Annotated in this window: 13 protein-coding genes, 1 tRNA gene and 1 pseudogene; 11 read left to right on the top strand and 4 right to left on the bottom strand. The window is 48.6% G+C overall.

What is annotated here, in order from left to right; all coding sequences use genetic code 11:
• The 3 genes and pseudogenes from alaE to VOR_RS16870 all read left to right on the top strand — a co-directional run.
• A partial coding sequence (alaE, locus tag VOR_RS18335; RefSeq protein ID WP_155815349.1) for an L-alanine exporter AlaE occupies positions 1-168 on the top strand: 168 nt, incomplete at its 5' end.
• 168 nt (positions 169-336) lie between these two features.
• Positions 337-424: transfer RNA gene (locus VOR_RS0107330), tRNA-Ser, on the top strand.
• Positions 425-713: 289 nt separating this feature from the next.
• Positions 714-1,199: pseudogene (locus VOR_RS16870) on the top strand (integrase arm-type DNA-binding domain-containing protein); the annotation flags it as partial.
• Between the two features lie 218 nt (positions 1,200-1,417).
• On the opposite strand, the gene VOR_RS0107320 reads toward VOR_RS16870, so the two are convergent.
• Positions 1,418-2,197, bottom strand: coding sequence for a type 2 periplasmic-binding domain-containing protein (locus tag VOR_RS0107320; protein ID WP_010319056.1), 780 nt, complete (start codon positions 2,195-2,197; stop codon positions 1,418-1,420).
• 453 nt (positions 2,198-2,650) lie between these two features.
• Between VOR_RS0107320 and VOR_RS0107315 the strand changes: the two genes are divergently transcribed.
• The 6 genes from VOR_RS0107315 (at position 2,651) to VOR_RS0107290 (ending at position 11,793) form a co-directional block, all read left to right on the top strand.
• Complete coding sequence (locus VOR_RS0107315; RefSeq protein ID WP_010319055.1) at positions 2,651-4,288, top strand: ABC transporter substrate-binding protein; 1,638 nt, start codon at positions 2,651-2,653, stop codon at positions 4,286-4,288.
• A 67-nt stretch (positions 4,289-4,355) separates the two neighbouring features.
• On the top strand, positions 4,356-5,330 hold the full coding sequence (locus VOR_RS0107310; protein ID WP_010319054.1) for an ABC transporter permease: 975 nt from the start codon (positions 4,356-4,358) through the stop codon (positions 5,328-5,330).
• A gap of 8 nt (positions 5,331-5,338) precedes the next feature.
• On the top strand, positions 5,339-6,331 hold the full coding sequence (locus VOR_RS0107305) for an ABC transporter permease (protein WP_010319053.1): 993 nt from the start codon (positions 5,339-5,341) through the stop codon (positions 6,329-6,331).
• Positions 6,328-7,281, top strand: coding sequence for an ABC transporter ATP-binding protein (locus VOR_RS0107300; protein WP_010319052.1), 954 nt, complete (start codon positions 6,328-6,330; stop codon positions 7,279-7,281). The genes VOR_RS0107305 and VOR_RS0107300 overlap by 4 nt, the downstream gene beginning before the upstream one ends.
• Positions 7,282-7,292: 11 nt before the next feature.
• Positions 7,293-8,279 carry an ABC transporter ATP-binding protein gene (locus tag VOR_RS0107295; protein ID WP_010319051.1) on the top strand — a complete coding sequence of 329 codons (987 nt, stop codon included), beginning with the start codon at positions 7,293-7,295 and terminating at the stop codon, positions 8,277-8,279.
• A gap of 64 nt (positions 8,280-8,343) precedes the next feature.
• On the top strand, positions 8,344-11,793 hold the full coding sequence (locus VOR_RS0107290) for a 1,3-beta-D-glucan phosphorylase, GH149 family (RefSeq protein WP_010319050.1): 3,450 nt from the start codon (positions 8,344-8,346) through the stop codon (positions 11,791-11,793).
• A gap of 117 nt (positions 11,794-11,910) precedes the next feature.
• On the opposite strand, the gene VOR_RS0107285 is transcribed toward VOR_RS0107290, so the two are convergent.
• Entirely contained in the window at positions 11,911-12,909 is a 999-nt protein-coding gene (locus tag VOR_RS0107285) for a LacI family DNA-binding transcriptional regulator (protein ID WP_010319049.1), read from the bottom strand.
• Between the two features lie 533 nt (positions 12,910-13,442).
• Between VOR_RS0107285 and VOR_RS0107280 the strand changes: the two genes are divergently transcribed.
• Positions 13,443-15,038, top strand: coding sequence for a glycoside hydrolase family 16 protein (locus VOR_RS0107280; protein ID WP_010319048.1), 1,596 nt, complete (start codon positions 13,443-13,445; stop codon positions 15,036-15,038).
• 73 nt (positions 15,039-15,111) lie between these two features.
• Here VOR_RS0107280 and VOR_RS18685 read toward each other — a convergent pair whose 3' ends face one another.
• A complete protein-coding gene (locus VOR_RS18685) occupies positions 15,112-15,261 on the bottom strand; it encodes a hypothetical protein (protein ID WP_155815348.1) in 150 nt (49 codons plus the stop codon).
• 191 nt (positions 15,262-15,452) lie between these two features.
• On the opposite strand from VOR_RS18685, the gene VOR_RS0107275 reads away from it, so the two are divergent.
• Entirely contained in the window at positions 15,453-16,736 is a 1,284-nt protein-coding gene (locus VOR_RS0107275) for a carbohydrate porin (protein ID WP_010319047.1), read from the top strand.
• A gap of 167 nt (positions 16,737-16,903) precedes the next feature.
• Here the strand turns inward: VOR_RS0107275 and VOR_RS0107270 are convergent, their stop codons facing one another.
• Positions 16,904-17,773, bottom strand: coding sequence for a helix-turn-helix domain-containing protein (locus VOR_RS0107270; protein ID WP_010319046.1), 870 nt, complete (start codon positions 17,771-17,773; stop codon positions 16,904-16,906).
• Between the last annotated feature and the right edge of the window lie 24 nt (positions 17,774-17,797).

The following is a 17,797-nucleotide window of genomic DNA, read 5'->3' as shown; positions in this document are numbered from 1 at the left end:
CCTGTCTATGCCGCCATTCTATGGGCTGTAGGCGCATCGACAGAGCAGATCATAACTGCAGTATCAAGCAATGCCATTGTGTCGTGTGGAATGGGTGTTCTCTATGGCTATTTTTTAGATATGTGCCGCCGTTGGTTCCGTGTCCCTGGCTATCATCGTAGCGCCTAATCGTGACACTCACTGAAGAAAGGCTTGTATTGAATTTCATCAAATAAGTCAATAAGTAGTCAAACGAACCAAAGTGGTGGGCTTTTTTATTATTTTGGCTTGACCTAATCCTATAGAATCATTAAATTAACGCCTCGTTAGCCAAATGCGCTAACCACAATATAATTTGGTGAGTTGTCCGAGTGGCTTAAGGAGCACGCCTGGAAAGTGTGTATACGGCAACGTATCGAGAGTTCGAATCTCTTGCTCACCGCCATCTTATTGAAAAAAGACGTCTTAGGGCGTCTTTTTTCTTATTTAAAACTTCTTAAAATCAATAAATTATAGCCCGTATTCTTCCGTATTCGTCTAGCCAAATCCATTGTTTCAAGTAATACCCAAAGCAATACAAAGGCGTTTTTCTGATGTGAGTATTACTTTTTGCCCTTTCTTATGCTGATATTAAATCATGATGTCTCTGTTTTTATTTAACAATGTTGGGTGTAAGTAATACCATGATTTTGAGGTTCTTCGGCGTTGTTCAGGTCTTACTTGAGGGATAGATGATGGCCTATAAATTGACGGTAAGACAGGTACAAAGCGCAAAACCTAAGGACAAGGTTTATCGATTATCGGATGGAGGTAATTTGTACTTTTGTCTACGGCTCAATAATTCGAGATCTTGGCAGTTTCGCTATACAAGGCCAGGACAAGATAAAGTGACTTACCTGTCTGTCGGCACTTACCCAGATATGAGTTTGGCGGAAGCGCGAGATAAAGCCTTAGAGTCAAGAAAGATGCGTGCAGAAGGCATCGATCCTCAGTTAACGAGAGAAGAACAAAAATCCCAAGCGATTCTCGAGAAAAATGCGATTTTCCAGTTTGTTGCTGAACAATGGAAAGCGACGAAAGAGGGGAGAATCAAAGAAAAGACACTTCTGGGTAATTGGCGCAAGCTTGAACTTTACGCATTTCCAAAACTGGGGTCGATTCCAGTCACTAAGATTTCCGCACCGATTGCGATTGCAGCTCTTCGTCCTGTCGAAAAACGGGATTAAGAAGTGTTTGTTTTTAGCCTTAATCAATTTATGTAAAACATGACGCTAGCAACGGACATTAACTACTGACAATCGAGCTAATGACCAACGAGTTTGGTATCTGGCGCAGAGCCGAGAAGTTGTTGTGCATAAGAAATTTCACTTTCTGTTACTGGTCCCAAAGCCGCATCGGAGACTAAGTGCGTTTTTGTGGCCTTCGAAGAGTCGGTGAGCTAATTTAAAAGATACACGGGTGCGAAATCATGCCACTCTTCAGGTAACTGAGAGTTAACTAAGCGAAATACTTTTCGTGTTTTTGGAGAAATATGGTGAACCGCAGAGCCGTAATGTTTGCGGTAGATGTGCTCTAACACTCCATGTTGTTCGAGTTTTTGTAACCCTTGCTCAAGGTATTTTTGCAGTTTGGCTTGGCTCGGATTCACATAAAAGACGATAGGCAAAGGGTAGAAAAGCATCAGGCTCGGCTCTATGGCGAGCCTAGCCGTCTGATGTGGATACTCATCTAGCAGGCTCTGTGCTTCGTTGATACCGAGCGGGATAAAATCACACAACCCTTCTTGTAGCAGTAAAAACTGTTGTGCCAGTGTGCCACGTTCCAAGACCTGAAAACCATTTTGCCGCAAGAGTTCGGCGTCTGCCCAAGTGCCGGGAATGCCAGCGATTCGCTGTTGCAACTCAGAGAGCGATAAGTGAGTAAACTGATCTTGTTCACTACGGCGTACAATCAAGACACGGCAACCCAAGATGCCGCCGCAAATGGCGTGAGGCACCATCAGGTATGTTCCTTTGGCAAATTTACGGTTGCCGGCGACCGTGGTAGTGAGATCGGTACCGAATGTAAAAATGCTGGCTTCATCGGAGGCGAGAGGATAGTCCGTGGCATCATGGACGATGTCACAAGGCAGTTGCTGTGCTTGCAGGACCGCACGCAGCACATCGAGTTCGTGCTCTTGTCGTATCCATGATTTGTTACCATTCCAGAAATTGAGCATAGTAAGTAACTCCAACTTGTAATCTAACCTTATCATTTCACAGAATATTTAACCAAGAAAGCGCTTTCTTAAATTGTATGGAGAATTGTTCAAAAAATGGACAGCCATGATGATTCACACTCTTATCGGAGAATAAACGTTTGTTATGTCACAAAATTCATGACTGTTTTTATGTTGTAACCAATTGATTTTAATGACTTCTATTATTTTAACTTAACGGGGGGTGATGTTAACTTATTGATAAGTATGAGTTAACTGAATCTGTGATCTCTGGTCGGTTTTATCCATCTCCATTTGAATAGTTGCCTGCAAAGGGGAAGAATCCATAAAAAGAAAGCGCTTTCTTTCTCGTTTTGCCATCAATAAAACCGTTATTGTACGCACAATGGGAAGTGCATCGAAAAATAATAAGAAATCGCTTTCATGGGGTGTAACTAAAACAAGGATAATGTGATGCAAAAGAAAACTCTGCTCGCTACTCTCGCTGCCGGCCTTATGTTAACTGCAACCGCGACCACTGCGGCTGAGGTTAAACAAGGCGGTACGTTGACAGTGCCAATCATCAACACGGGGTTTGTTGATAACTTCAACCCATATACCACCAAAGATCTGTTGCACGGAGTGATGTTCGAACCTCTGTTGGTATTCAATAACATGACGGGGAAAACGGATTTCCGTTTGGCAAAATCGGTCGCTTACTCGGACGACTTGAAAACCCTCACTCTGACACTGCGTGACGGCTTGAAATGGTCTGATGGCTCACCGCTCACGGCAGACGACGTGGTCTATAGCTTTATGCTCACCAAAGACGCGCCAGCGTTTGACCAAAAAGGGATTTGGTCTGCTAAGAACCTGCAAACCATCACTGCCAAAGACGCCACAACGGTGGTATTTAACCTGAATGAAGCGGACTCTACCTTCGTTTGGAACCTAGAGCGTTACCACATTGTTCCTAAGCACATCTGGTCAAAAGTGGCAGACTTAACCACCTTTACCAACCCAAATCCAGTGGGTAGCGGCCCGATGACGGTGGTGAAATACGTTAAACCGCAACAAATGGAATTGTGCCGAAACCCGAACTACTACCTTGAAGGTCGTCCATATCTTGATTGCGTCAACTTCCGCTCTTACAACGACAACTCGCAAATTCAACCAGCGTTGATCAAAGGAGAAATCGACTGGGGATCAAACTTCATTGCGGATGTGGAATCGACGTTTGTCGCGCAAGATAAAGCCAACAACCACTTCTGGTACCCAGCCAACGATGCGATTCACCTATACGTCAACACCAAGAAAGCGCCTTTTGATGACTTGCGTGTGCGTCAGGCATTGTCAATGGCTTTGGATCGCCAAGAGATTGTCGATATCGCTGCTTATGGCTACCCAACGCCAAACTACAACGTTGGCGGCATTGGTGAGCTGTACAAAACGCATATCGACCCTAAGATTGCGCAAAAATATGGTTATTTGACCCAATATAACCCAGAGAAAGCGAAACAGTTGCTAGAAGAAGCGGGCATTGTGGATCGCAATGGTGATGGTTTACGTGACAACAAAGATGGCTCAACGGTTCAGTTTGATATCGAAGTGGTGAATGGCTGGACCGACTGGATCCAAGTGGTGCAGATGGTCACGGAATACTTTGACGAAATCGGCATCAAAGCCAACGTGAAAACCGTGGACTGGGCGGTGTATGACGCTAACTTGAAAGAGAGCAAGTACACCATGTCGATCAACTGGTCGATGGTCGCCACCAACCCAATTTTGGCCTACCAAGAGTATTTCTCGACATCGCGTATCGGCAAAACATGGCACGCGGGCCACGGTGTGAACTCGCCAGAGATCGACAAGTTGATTGAAAGCTTCGGCAAAATCGGCGATGCGAAAAAGCAAGAAGCAATCCTTTCTCAATTGCAGAAATACACCGCAGAAAACCTACCATTTATTCCTCTGTTCTCTAACCCAACTTGGTTCCAATACAGCACCAAGAAGATTGTTGGTTGGCCAAATGCAGAAAACCCATATGTACAGCCAGTGTGGTATGACGGCGGTAAGCGAGTGATCATCCTCAACAACTTACACCTGAAATAAGTGGTTTGTGTTTTCAATTGTTAGGAGTCACCGCCACGGTGGTGGCTCCTAGGTTAAAAGGTGTGTTATGTCGTTTTTACTTCGCCGTTTTGGCTTTTATTTTACTGCCTTCCTGATTGCGATTTCATTCAACTTTATGTTGCCGCGCTTGATGCCTGGAGATCCGGTGGATGCTCTGTTTGCGGCAGCCCAAGGTCGAATGGATCCGGCTCAGATGGACGCAGTTCGTGAGATGTATGGTTTTGTCGATGGCAACCTGTTCGAGCAGTATCTGGCTTACATGAAAAGCGTGTTTACGCTTGAGCTTGGCCCTTCGGTACTGATGTTCCCTGTAAGCGTATCGGATGTGATTGCCATGGCGCTGCCATGGACCATGTTTCTTGCGCTGGGCTCTTTGATTGTCGCATTGATCATCGGTGTCAGCATTGGTACCTATGCGTCTTATCGTCGTGAAGGACTGTTTGGCCAAGTGGTGCCACCGGTGTTGGCCTTCATTAGTAACTTCCCTTATGTCGTCACCGCGCTGCTGCTGTTCTACTTCTTTGGGTTGAAGTTGGAATTGCTGCCGCTGGCGTACACCTACGACCCAGCGTTAGAACCGGGCTTTAACCTGGAATTTATTGGCAGCGTAGCGAAACACGCGGTGCTTCCAGTGGGTTCGATGGTGGTGGTCGGCATCGCGACGTGGGTGTTTAACATGCGCAACGCGATGATCAACGTGCTCGGTGAAGATTACGTCACCATGGCCGAAGCGAAAGGATTGAGCAGTTTCCGCGTGATGTATCGCTATGCTGGCCGCAACGCGATTTTGCCAGTGGCGACCGCAATTGCCATGGCGATCGGTTTCTCCTTCGCTGGTTCTATCATGACTGAAGTAGTATTCAACTACCAAGGGCTGGGCAACATTCTGCTGAAAGGGATTGTTGCGCGTGACTACCCGCTGATCCAAGCCATCTTGTTGATTCTCGTGACGGCAGTTTTAACGGCGAACTTTATTGCCGATCTGCTCTACGTCTGGCTTGACCCCCGCATTTCAAACTAAGGTGTACCATGGACAAGACAATCAATACTAATAAAGCGTCCGAACCCGTTGAAATGATCGCTCGTGAGCCTCGTTTCTCGTGGAAAAAGACCAAAAAAACACTAGGTAAAATTTACGCATTTTTCTATGGCAACCCGCCAGGGATTATTGGTGGTTTGTTACTGACTATCATCCTCTGCGGTGCGCTGTTTGCGCCAGTATTGGCGACGCACAACCCAGAAAAGCGCGTGGCTCGCCCACATGTGGCACCAAATGCAGAATACGTGCTTGGTACCACGCGCAGTGGCCGCGATGTTTACAGCCAAGTGCTGCATGGCGCGCGCAAATCACTCACCGTAGCCATCGCTGCGGGTGTCATTGCCATGAGCCTAGCGGTGATCATTGGTGTTTCATCCGGCTACTTTGGCGGCAAAATTGATGAGCGCCTTAACTTTCTGACCAACGTCTTTCTGGTGTTCCCACAACTGCCCTTGCTGATTGTGCTCGCCGCCTTTCTTGGTCAGGTGGGATCCTTGGTGATCACCGTTTTGCTCGGAATAACGTCGTGGCCTTGGGGCGCTCGGGTCATCCGCTCGCAAACCATGGCGATTCGCAATAAAGAGTTCATCATTTCGGCAGAAGTAATGGGCGAGTCAAAAATTCGCATCCTCTTAGTGGAGATCCTGCCAAACCTTGTTTCCATCGTATTCGGTGGCTTCTTGGGCACCGTGATTTACGCCATGGGCGCGGAAGCGGGCCTAGGTATTCTTGGCTTAGGTGACGCAACCGAGGTGAGCTGGGGCTCAATGCTTTACTGGGCGCAAACCTCCTCGTCTCTCTACACTGGCGCATGGTGGGAGATGCTGGTACCAGCGTCGGCACTGGCTATTACCGGCGGCGCATTGGCGCTGATCAACATGTCGATCGACCAAGTGAGTAATCCGAAACTGCGCACTGGCCCACACATCAAACTGTGGCATCAATTGAAAAAGCAAGCCGATAAACGTCGAGGCCTACTATGAGTCAGTTACTTGAAATCAATAACTTGTGCGTAGATTACATCTCACCCAATGGCGTGGCGCGCGCAGTGAATAACGTTAGTCTTTCCATCGCACCTGGTGAAACGCTCGGACTGGCTGGCGAATCGGGCTGTGGTAAAAGCACCTTAGCGTTTGCCATCTCGCGTCTGCATAAAGCACCAGCGCTGATCTCGGAGGGGGAAATCCTCTACAAAGGACAAGATGTGCTGAAGATGAACGATCGCCAACTGCGCGATTTCCGTTGGAACGATGTTTCGGTGGTGTTCCAAAGCGCGATGAACTCGCTCAACCCGGTGATCACCATTGGCGAGCAACTGACGGATGTGATTTTGGCGCACCGTAAAGTGCCTTACACACAAGCCCATGAGCGAGCGGTAGAATTGCTGAAAATCGTTGGTATTCATGGCGATCGTATGAGCAGCTTTCCGCATCAGTTGAGCGGCGGGATGAGACAGCGTGTGGTGATTGCGGTGGCACTCGCCCTTGAGCCCAAACTGATCATCATGGATGAGCCAACCACGGCGCTGGATGTGGTGGTTGAGCGTGAAATCCTCAACGAGCTGTACGAACTCAAGAGCAAGTTTGGCTTCTCGATTCTGTTCATCAGTCACGATTTGAGTCTGATGGGTGAAATCGCTGACCGCATTGGCGTGATGTACACCGGCAACCTGATTGAGCTGGGTGAAGCGCAGCAAGTGTTTGGCAATCCGCAGCACCCTTATACCAAAGGATTGATCTCGTCATTCCCGACCATTCACGGGCCAAAAGAGCGTCTTTACGGTATTCCGGGTAACCCGGTCAATCTGCTCAACATCCCAACAGGATGTAATTTCCAAGAGCGTTGCGGAGTGTGTGCATCTGTATGTAAGCAGCAAGATCCACATCTCAAACGTGTCGGCAACGGCAGCTTAGTCTCTTGTCATTCAGCGTAGTTGGGGGAAATATGCAACAAGTAAACACACCTGAGGTGATTCTTTCGGTTAAGAATCTGGTGAAAGATTTTCCTCTGGGTCAATCGGTGAAAAGTAATCTGATGCGCGCGGTGAACGACGTGTCGTTTGAACTGCGCAAAGGCGAAGCGTTGGCGATTGTTGGTGAGTCGGGCTCGGGTAAAAGTACCGGAGCACGTATTTTAACCCGCATCTACGATAAAACCGTAGGGGAAGTCAGCTTCAAAGGCCAACCGCTGGCTGATTACATCAAAGAAAATGGTGAGTTGGAATACGCACGCCAAGTGCAGATGATTTTCCAAGACCCCTTTGGCTCACTCAATCCGGTGCACACCATCTATCACCACATTGCGCGTCCGTTGCAGATCCACAAACGAGCCGATAACGCCGCTATTCCCAAACTGGTGTTTGAACTGCTTGAGCTGGTGGGTCTGTCGCCAGCCAAAGAGACGGCGGAAAAATACCCGCACGAGCTCAGCGGCGGTCAGCGTCAGCGCGTCGCGATTGCGCGTGCCATCGCTGTTGACCCGGAAGTGATTTTGGCCGATGAGCCGATCTCGATGCTGGATGTGTCGGTCCGTTTAGGCATTTTGAACTTGATGGCGGATCTGAAAGACAAACACGGCATCTCATTTATGTACATTACCCACGACATCGCAACCGCGCGTTACTTTGCAGAAAAAACCGCGGTGATGTACGTCGGCCATATGGTGGCGTGGGGTGACAGTGATAGTGTGACGCAAAACCCGCAGCATCCGTATTCGCAGTTGCTGCTTTCGGCAGTGCCGGAAGTCGGCAGAGCGGGGCGACGGGAACTGCAAGCGAAAAAAGGCGAGATTCCACTGTGGAAACCCAGCAGTGTTGGCTGCCCATTTGTGGCTCGTTGCTTGAAAGCCACCGAATTGTGTACGCGTTCGCTGCCAGAAGCCACCCAAATTGCAGAAAACCACTTTGCTCGTTGCCATCACCTAGCTGGGTGATGGTTAGCTTCTCTATTTAAAAAAGCGCAAAGAGAAAGCGCTTTCTTTTAGTCGGAATGAAATTATGAATCTTACACAGGTTAAAAATCAAACGGTCACAGGTTCTTTTGTTGATTTACTTGGCGAGCGTTACTACAAAATCGCCAACCTAGATAAAATGGCCCCATTTTTCATTAGTGTGGTTTCGTCCAGCGATCATTGGCTGTTTATCTCCTCAACAGGCAGTTTGTCGGCGGGGCGCATTCGTCCTGAAAATGCCCTTTTTCCCTACAAGTCGGTGGATCATATCCATGAAAGTGCGGAAAACACTGGCTCAAAAACTATTGTCCGTGTGCAGCAAGATGGCCGTTGGGTACTGTGGGAACCGTTCAACCGTTTCCACGATGGCTTGTACCAAGTCGAGCGCAATCTCTACAAAAACAGCATTGGTGACAAAATCGTTTTTGAAGAGCTTAACCACACGTTAAAGTTGAAATTCCAATACACTTGGGCCAGCAGCGAAGAATTTGGCTTTGTGCGCCGCGCGCAAATTAGCGATCTCGCTGGCCAAGAGCGTGAACTCGATATTCTCGACGGTTTACAAAACCTATTGCCATCTGGCGCGCCATTGGCAGCGTTGCAAACACGCAGTGCCTTGGTGGATGCCTACAAGTGGAATGAGCAAGTTGCAGGCACTTCACTGGCGCTCTACACCATGTATGCCAAGTTAAGTGACCGCGCAGAGCCTGCCGAATCACTGTTAGCGACCACGGTGTTTAGCATCGATAACGACTACGGGCAGATTTTGCTCAGCAGCGAACAGTTAGGTGCTTTCCGTTGTGGTGAACCGATTGCCAATGAGCCATTGACGCGTGGCGTGCGCGGCAGCTACTTGATCAACAAAACCATCAAGCTGCCAGCAGGGCAGAGCAAGCACTGGCTGATTGTCGCCGATATCGACAAAAATCATTGTGATGTGCGCGCTTTAGAGCAGCAGCTTGCGACGCCAGCCAATGTGGAACAGCAGATCGAGGCGAGCATCGCACAAAATCAGCAAGAGCTGATTGCCCTGATGTCGGGCGGGGATGCTTGGCAAGTGACCGCAGAGGAAACCACGTTTGTACACCACTACGCCAACGTGCTGTTCAATAGCATGCGCGGCGGCGTGATTGAAAACAATTACCAGCTCGACAAGCAAGATGTGCTGAAAACCATGCGCAAAACCAACCAACAGGTGGTGGCACGCCAGCAAACCTTCTTTGCCGACCTGCCTGAGAGCTTCACTCATGCAGAATTAGTTCGTCTGGCAAAGCTCACTGGCGATGCACAGCTGCTGCGTTTGAGCTACGAATACTTGCCATTAACCTTTGGCCGTCGCCATGGTGACCCAAGCCGCCCTTGGAACCACTACGAAATCAAACTCAAAGATGACAAAGGTGAGCGTTTACTCTCTTACCAAGGCAACTGGCGCGATATTTTCCAAAACTGGGAAGCGCTGGCGCTGAGCTATCCGGGTTTCATCTCTTCATTCATGGCGAAGTTTGTTAACGCCTCGACCATGGATGGCTACAACCCCTATCGCATCACCAAAGAGGGCATCGAGTGGGAATTGTTGGAAGCGGATGACCCGTGGAGCAATATCGGTTACTGGGGCGATCACCAGATCATCTATTTGCTGAAATTCCTCGAGTTGGCGAAGAAATATCAACGTGAAGAGCTCAGCGAACTGCTCACCAGCGATCTGTTTAGCTACGCCAATGTGCCGTACGAGTTGTGTGGCGTGGATAAGTTGTTCGCCAATCCAAAAGACACGGTGGCATTTAATCATGATCTGCAAAAGCGTATCGAAGAAAAAGTGGCGAAGCTGGTCAGTGATGGCCGTTTGATCCTCGAAGGCGAAGACCGCGTTTACATGGTGAACTTGTGCGAAAAAGTGCTGGTGCCTTTGCTGTCGAAACTGAGTAATTTGGTGCTGGATGGGGGGATTTGGCTTAACACTCAGCGCCCGGAATGGAACGATGCCAACAACGCGATTGTCGGCAATGGTCTTTCGATGGTGACTTTGTACTACATGCGCCGTTATGTGGCTTTCTTGCAGGGATTGATGAGTGAACTGCCGTCCTCTGTCTCGATGTCGAAAGAAGTGTTTGATTGGATGCTCGCCATCACCCGTATTTTGCAAGACGCAACCAAAGAGATCCGCCAAGGCACGGTGAACCGTCAAACACGCAAAGCGATTTTGACCCTGTTAGAAAAATCGGCCGACGACTATAGACAGCGCGTTTACCGCATGAACGGTTTCTCGGGCAAAACCAAGGTGGAGAAAAGCGCGCTCGAGAAACTGTTGGAAGCCAGCCTTGCGGTACTTGATTCGAGCATCGAGAACAACTTGCGTGAAGACGGTTTGTACAATGCCTATAACATCCTGACTTACTCGGGTGAAAGCTTAAATATCGAAAATCTCTACCCAATGCTGGAAGGGCAAGTGGCGGTATTGAGCGCGGGCGTGCTGACACCGAAACAAGCCGTTGAGTTGTTAGACAAACTGTTTAGCAGCGAAATGTACCGTGACGATCAGCAAAGCTTTATGCTCTATCCAGATCGCCAGTTGCCCGCGTTTGTTGAGCGCAATCGCATCGCGCCTGCACAAGTTGAAGCAACTCGTGTCATTAGCGAGATGCTAGCCAAGGGCGATCAGCGCATTGTGCAGCGTGATATCCAAGGCGATTGCCATTTCCACGCTGCGTTTGAAAATGTCGATGGGCTGCGCAAGGCGGTCGCACAGGTGAAAGCAGATTATCCTGAGCTTGGCAAAGAGCAGTGGGACGAGCTGGATGCGCTTTACGAGCAAGTGTTCAACCATCGCGCCTTTACTGGTCGCTCTGGCACTATGTTTGGTTACGAAGGCTTGGGCTGCATCTACTGGCACATGGTTTCAAAGCTGCTGCTGGCGGTACAAGAGAACTACCAACACGCTTGGGAGCAAGATGCAAACAGCGAAGAGACTAAGCAGTTGGCGCACTACTACTACCGCGTTCGTCAGGGTATTGGTTTTAACAAAACGCCACAAAATTACGGCGCGTTCCCAACCGACCCATACTCGCATACGCCAAAACACGCTGGCGCTCAGCAGCCTGGCATGACGGGCCAAGTGAAAGAGGAAGTGCTGACCCGCTTTGCCGAGCTCGGTATTGAGGTTAACGTGCAGCGCATTGGTCTTCAGCCAACGCTATTGAGAAAGCAAGAGTTCCTCATTCAAGCAACCCCCTTTAGCTGTTTGAGCGTCTCGGGTGAAAAACGCAGCTACGTGGTGGAAGCCGGTCAGTTAGCCTTCACTTACTGCCAAGTGCCGTTTATTTACCAGCTCAGCGAGCAGGATAAAGGGCATATTGAAGTGATGATGAGTGACGACAGCGTGCAGTTGTTTGAGCAACTTGAGCTCGATGAGCGCATCAGCCAAGCGATTTTTGCTCGCACGGGTGAAGTGGAAAAAGTGGTGGTGAGTTTGCCAGAGTCGATGCTGTATCGCGGTTAATTGCTAAGTCAATCAAGCTGAAAAAACGATGGCCTCATCATATGAGGCCATTTTGCTTTTCACAACGAGAGGCTAAGGCATAGGGATCTCGTTGTTTCTTCATCGAACCGCCGTCATTTATTGGCAGGCTTTCACCGAATCTCGCACCACCAGCTCTGGCGTCAGCTTGTGCTTTAATGGATAGTTTTGCTTGTTGACCAAGGCCAATACCCCTTTGGCCGCTTCGCAGCCCATTTCCATCACTGGAAAGTTCACTGTGGTTAAACGTGGGCGAATGTGCTGGCTGTGGGTATCGTTATCAAAACCTACCACAGAGAGATCGTCGCCAATCGCAAATCCGCGTTCTGCGGCCACGTCATAAACTGCGAGAGCAATGTTGTCGTTTTGGCAGAAAATGGCGGTGATTTGTGGATCGCGATCGAGCAGACGGCGCGCCGCTTCGTGGTTGCCTTGATGGTCAAAACGCCCTTCGACAATCAAATTGGTATCGTAGGCAATACCAAACTCAGCCAGTGCATTGCGATAACCTTGTAAGCGATCGCGGCTATCACCTTTGCTTAGCTGACCAGTAATGCACGCCACTTTGCTGTGGCCATGTTCCAGCAGGTGCTTGGTCGCCAAATAGCCGCCGAGTTCGTTATCAATAAAAATGCAGTGATTGGCAATTTCAGGAATGTAGCGGTTCAAAACAATCGTGGCGTTTTGACGCTCAACCACGTCAATCAGTTCATCGTCAGAAAGAGTATCAGAATGGACAATCAAACCGTCCACCTGCTTTGAGCGCAGGAAGTTGATCGAATCTTGCTCTTTGGTGTGAGACTCCTGACCACTGGTGACGATCAAGTGAATGTTGTTTTGTCTTACGGTATTTTCCGCGTGGTGCATCAGTGGGCCATAAAATGGGCCGTCTAGCGAGCCGACCAACATGCCAATGCTGTTGGAACGGCTTGAAGCGAGCGCCTGTGCAAAGGCATTCGGTTTGTAACCGAGCTTTTCAATCGCTTCGAAGACTTTCTTACGATTGGCTTCTTTGACCGTTGGATGGTTATTGAGTGCTCTTGAAACCGTTGATTGAGAGACATTCGCCAGCTCGGATACTTCTTTAATGGTGATCAATGGAACTCCCCTTATGTTGCCTTTTGAGTTCAAGTCGACAGTGTAACCTCGTGTTCTCACAGCACCTAGCGCTCTTGACATCGAGATTAAAAAATTTGGAACTGAACAAGGTTCAGCGCATCTGCGTCAAATCCAATCACAATTAAAACGTGGTAGAAGCGATTATAATGTGATCTATGCATAAAGAAAGCGCTTGCTTATTGGTGGCGCTCACGTTTTTCTCCCTTATTTTTTTCTAGAATGGTTTTATCGACTGAGAGCATTGCGAGCTGCGTGTTTGTCAATGTTATTTCTGTTGCTTAGCGAGAGAGAACTTCGGACTATAGTCAATTTTCTCGCTCTTTTTTTAAACAAAAAAGAAATCGCTTTCTTTTTGTTATCTATAACGCTAGGACTTATAACGTGAATCTCATGATGAGCTTCTATAGTGCTTCATTATTTGGTTACTTTGACCAACGAGTGAAGTCTGGTGTCTACGAATCTAATAAATTTTGATAGCAGTGTGGCGATGAATTACTGCCGATGGAGGAACGATGAAATTACACAATCGTAATCGAATTAACCAGCTTGCTTTGGCCGTTTCCCTTGGCCTTTTGGCGGGCTGCAGCCAAACCGGCGACAGCGCATCCGGAACCGATCTTGTCCAAACCAAAAAGCCAGTGATGCTACTGGATCAACCTACGCCACCGAGCGCACAGTGGCAACTGGTGTGGGCCGATGAGTTTGACGGCAGTGAAATCAACAAGCGAAATTGGAGCCTTGAACAAAACTGTTGTGGCGGTGGTAACAACGAGCAGCAGTGTTATACCAAGCGCAGTCGCAATGCTTTTGTTCAAGATGGTTACTTGCACATTGTGGCGCACAAAGAGAGTTTCACAGGCCCGGATGATGCTGAGGGTAAGCCGGGGATGAACAAAACGTTGCCGTTTACTTCGGCACGTTTGCGCTCTAAAGATAAGCGCGACCACAAATATGGCCGCTTTGAAATTCGCGCCAAACTGCCATCAGGGCAGGGAACGTGGCCAGCGATTTGGATGCTGCCGACCGACAGCAAATACGGCACTTGGGCGGCCTCTGGTGAAATCGACATCATGGAAGCGGTTAACCTGAAAGCGCAATCCGATGCGCCAGGAGCACAAGCGGGTGATGGTGAAAATCGCATTTACGGCAGCCTGCATTATGGCAAAGCATGGCCAGATAATGTCTACAGTGGGCAAGGCGCGTCACTGCCGAACAACATCAACCCTGCTGATGACTTCCATACCTACGCGATTGAGTGGGAAGAAGGGGAAATTCGTTGGTACGTCGACAACATTCACTACGCGACACAAACGCAAGATGAGTGGTACAGCCAATACAAAGTCGATGGTGCTCTGGTCAACGCCAAAGGCGCAGCACCGTTTGATGAACGTTTCCATTTGCTGCTCAACCTTGCCGTGGGCGGCTCTTGGTCGGCCAATGCTAACCAAAAAGGGATTGATAAATCGGACTTCCCGAAAACCATGCTGGTCGATTACGTCAAAGTGTACCGCTGCTCGGTGGATCGCTGGAAAGGCAAAGGCTGTGCAACCATTGGTGAGCAAGCGGTGAAGGTCAAAGGGCATCAAGCCCCTGCGATTTTGGCGCAAGATGATCGCTACGCTGAGGGGCCAAACCTAGATATTTTCTCCGAAAGCCTCAACAGTAACTTGGCGTATGGCAGTTACGACCCAATGGACATTATTTCACACCAAGAAGTGGCCGATGGCGAGCATGGTCAAGTGCTGAAGATCACCAAGCAAAATGGCGCGGGTAATCTCTATTTCCGCTCGCCGACCACCGACGTGAGCCATTGGTTAGAGAGTGGCGAGCTGATTTTTGATATCAAAGTCGAGTCGATGACCGAGGGCAGTGAGTTGATGGTGAAGATCGACAGTGGCTGGCCAAAGACCAGTGACATGACGGTGACACTACCAGCGATGGGTGAATGGGGCGAAGTGCGTATTAAGCTGGCGGATTTACTCGCTCAGTCAAACCGCTTTGTTGCAGGTAATCAAGCGGATCCAACCATGATCAATAACTTATTGGTATTTGAACCTACGGCCGCGATGACATTCAGTTTAGATAACATTCGTTTCGAAAAACGCTGATCAATGCGCACTCTATCAAGCTCGTGGTGAAAATCACGGGTCCTTTTCGTTTTTTAAGGCTTCTTTTTATTTTTTAAGGTACAAAACGGCTTGAAAGTGTTTCTTTCTTTCTTTCTTTCTTTCTTTCTTTCTTTCTTTCTTTCTTTCTTTCTTTCATTGATAAGCTAAATATCAATTTGTGACGAATAACCAAGAAGGCGCTTTCTTTGATGAGGCTGATCACGGTTTTATCTTAGAAGATCCTTTTATACTTCTCTTGCACTGAACAAGGCGGTTGAGGCTATTAATTTATTAGCTTCATTGCATAGTTGAACGTGAATACTTAGTTTGCGTTCGTCACCAATGTTCAGTTTTTTTATAAAGAATAAAGAAAGCGCTTTCTTTTAAGGGCTAATGATGGAACATGGAGTTAATATGAAACTTTCTAAGCTTACCCTCGCTTGTCTCGTTGCGACTGCGGGCCTATCCGCTGCACCCGTTGTTCATGCTGAAAAATCAGATGGTTTTGAGTTCCACGGTTACTTCCGTGCGGGCGCACTGTACAGCAAGAATGACGATTTTAAACGTTCAAAATTCCCAGCGTCTAAAGAGCGCCTAGGCCGCTTGGGCATTGAATCTGACAACCATTTTGAGCTTGCGCTACAGAAAAACTTTGAAAACGATGACGGCCAAAAAATTCGCATCAAAACGCGTGTTGGTGCCGATAACGCACAGTCAGCTGGCAACAACCAGCTTGGCACCAACGCAGATGCGGCGAATAGCAGCATCGGTATGGTGGAAACCTTCGTTGAGTTTGATGGTGTTACTGAAACTGGCACACTTTGGGGCGGTACGCGCTTCTACGGCAAAGACAACTACATCTTCATGACCGACTTCTTCTACACCGACATGTCGGGTACCGGTGTGGGTATCGAAGGTGTTCAACTGGGTGATTACAAGTGGGATTTTGCGTATATCGCCAGTGATAACGCAGAAGATTCATTCTGGGCAACCAACTCGAACAACCCCATGCACTCTGTGCACGTCGGCGTTGATTTAAATGGTGTGGAACTGCACGCCATGGGCAAATACCTACCAGACAACTTTGTCGATGGTACAGAATACGCCAGCAACGGTGTTGAGATGACCGTGATTGTCCACTCAGACAAAGTATTCGGTTTATCAGACAAAGGCTTTACTAAGTACATCGCTCAGGCAGGTAAAGGCCTCGGTTCTGGTCAGCTACTGGGCGGCACACTGACCACTTACAATGCGTACAAGCCAGGCAATGGCTCGTTGGAAGGCCCTTCAAAAATGAAGAAAGTGGAAAGCGGTGATGTCTCTGCTCGTGCATTGGTATGGGGTGGCTACTTCTTTGAAAACGGCGTCAGCATCTTCCACTCTATCCAAGGTCAATACAACGATCTCGACAACGGCGGCAAAGACAGCTGGGCGTCGGCGATGATTCGTCCATCGTTCCCAGTGGCGCAAAACTTCTTCATCGCGACAGAAGCAGGCTTCCAGTACAACAAATGGGAAGATGCAAACGGCGTGGGTGACGATGCCACTAACTACAAACTGACGGTTGCACCAACTATTATCGTCCCAACCGGTTTTGGTCCTGCACCTGAAATCCGTTTCCTTGCAACATACCTAGACGGATCAATGCGTGATAAAGCGGACATCCTTGTGGGTATCCAAGCAGACATGTGGTGGTAAGCCACCTGTAGGGTAATGGGAGAGATTACCCAGTAGGGAGTGGCACTTTAAGGGACCGCCACTCCCAGTTTGGCAACAGGCAAGTCGGGCTACACGGGGGAACTTGTTTTTGTTGTATGAATGCATGCCACTGCCATTCATTACGCCGCTGACAACAGCGGATTTTTTCATTTCGGCTGCCGATCGTATTGGCTAGGGCTTAGGCCAAACTTCTGCTTAAAGCACTTGGAAAAATAGTTGCTATCACTGAATCCACACTGATCCGCCACCTGTTGAATCGACATGCCAGGTTCGTTATTCAAGAGATCGCGCCCGTAATTGAGCTGCATTTCACGCAAATATAAGTTGGGGGAGGTGTTGAGAAACTGCTTAAACAGCCGCTCCAATTGGCGCTGGCTGACAAACGCCGCTTGAGCGACATCGCCACTGTGGATGTCGCCGTCGGCAAAATGCTGCTCAATAAAAATCAGTGCGCGGCTGAGCGCCAGCGTGGTGTTGGGCAGTTCGTGCGTTTGCTGCTGATACATACGCGCAAGGGTGATGACCAATTGCTGCATCAAACTGGTGAGCATGGTTTCAAAGCCGCTTTCCCCTTGTTGATATTCGTGGCGAATCGCCTCAATCAACTGCGTGATCAATGGCTGTTGTTCATCATTGAGCGTGAGCTTAGCGCGGTATTCGCCAGTTTGGCGGGCAATCGGCTCAACCTTAAACATCGCCTGATAACCAGAGAGTTTTCTCAATGAGGGCGTTTCGAAAAACGGCGTACCCGCTTCAAACATCAAATTGATGATTTCCAGCCGATCGACATCCTGAAAAGCGTGCTCAATATCGCCGTTGATCACAAACACATCCCCAGCAGTGAGCGGATAGACATGAGAAGCAACAAGGTGGTTACCTTTGCCACTCACCACCAAAAACAGCTCAGAAAAATCGTGTTTATGCAGGCCAAAATCGCTGTGATGGTGGCCATCAACGTAAGCAAATTTGAAGTGGGGATAGCGAAGATGATGTTGCAACTGATAGGTGATGCTCATGTCGCTATTTTCCTTTTATTGGTC

The organism is Vibrio ordalii ATCC 33509 (assembly GCA_000257205.1).
Taxonomy (GTDB): domain Bacteria; phylum Pseudomonadota; class Gammaproteobacteria; order Enterobacterales; family Vibrionaceae; genus Vibrio; species Vibrio ordalii.
This window is presented reverse-complemented; position numbering and strand designations above follow the sequence as displayed.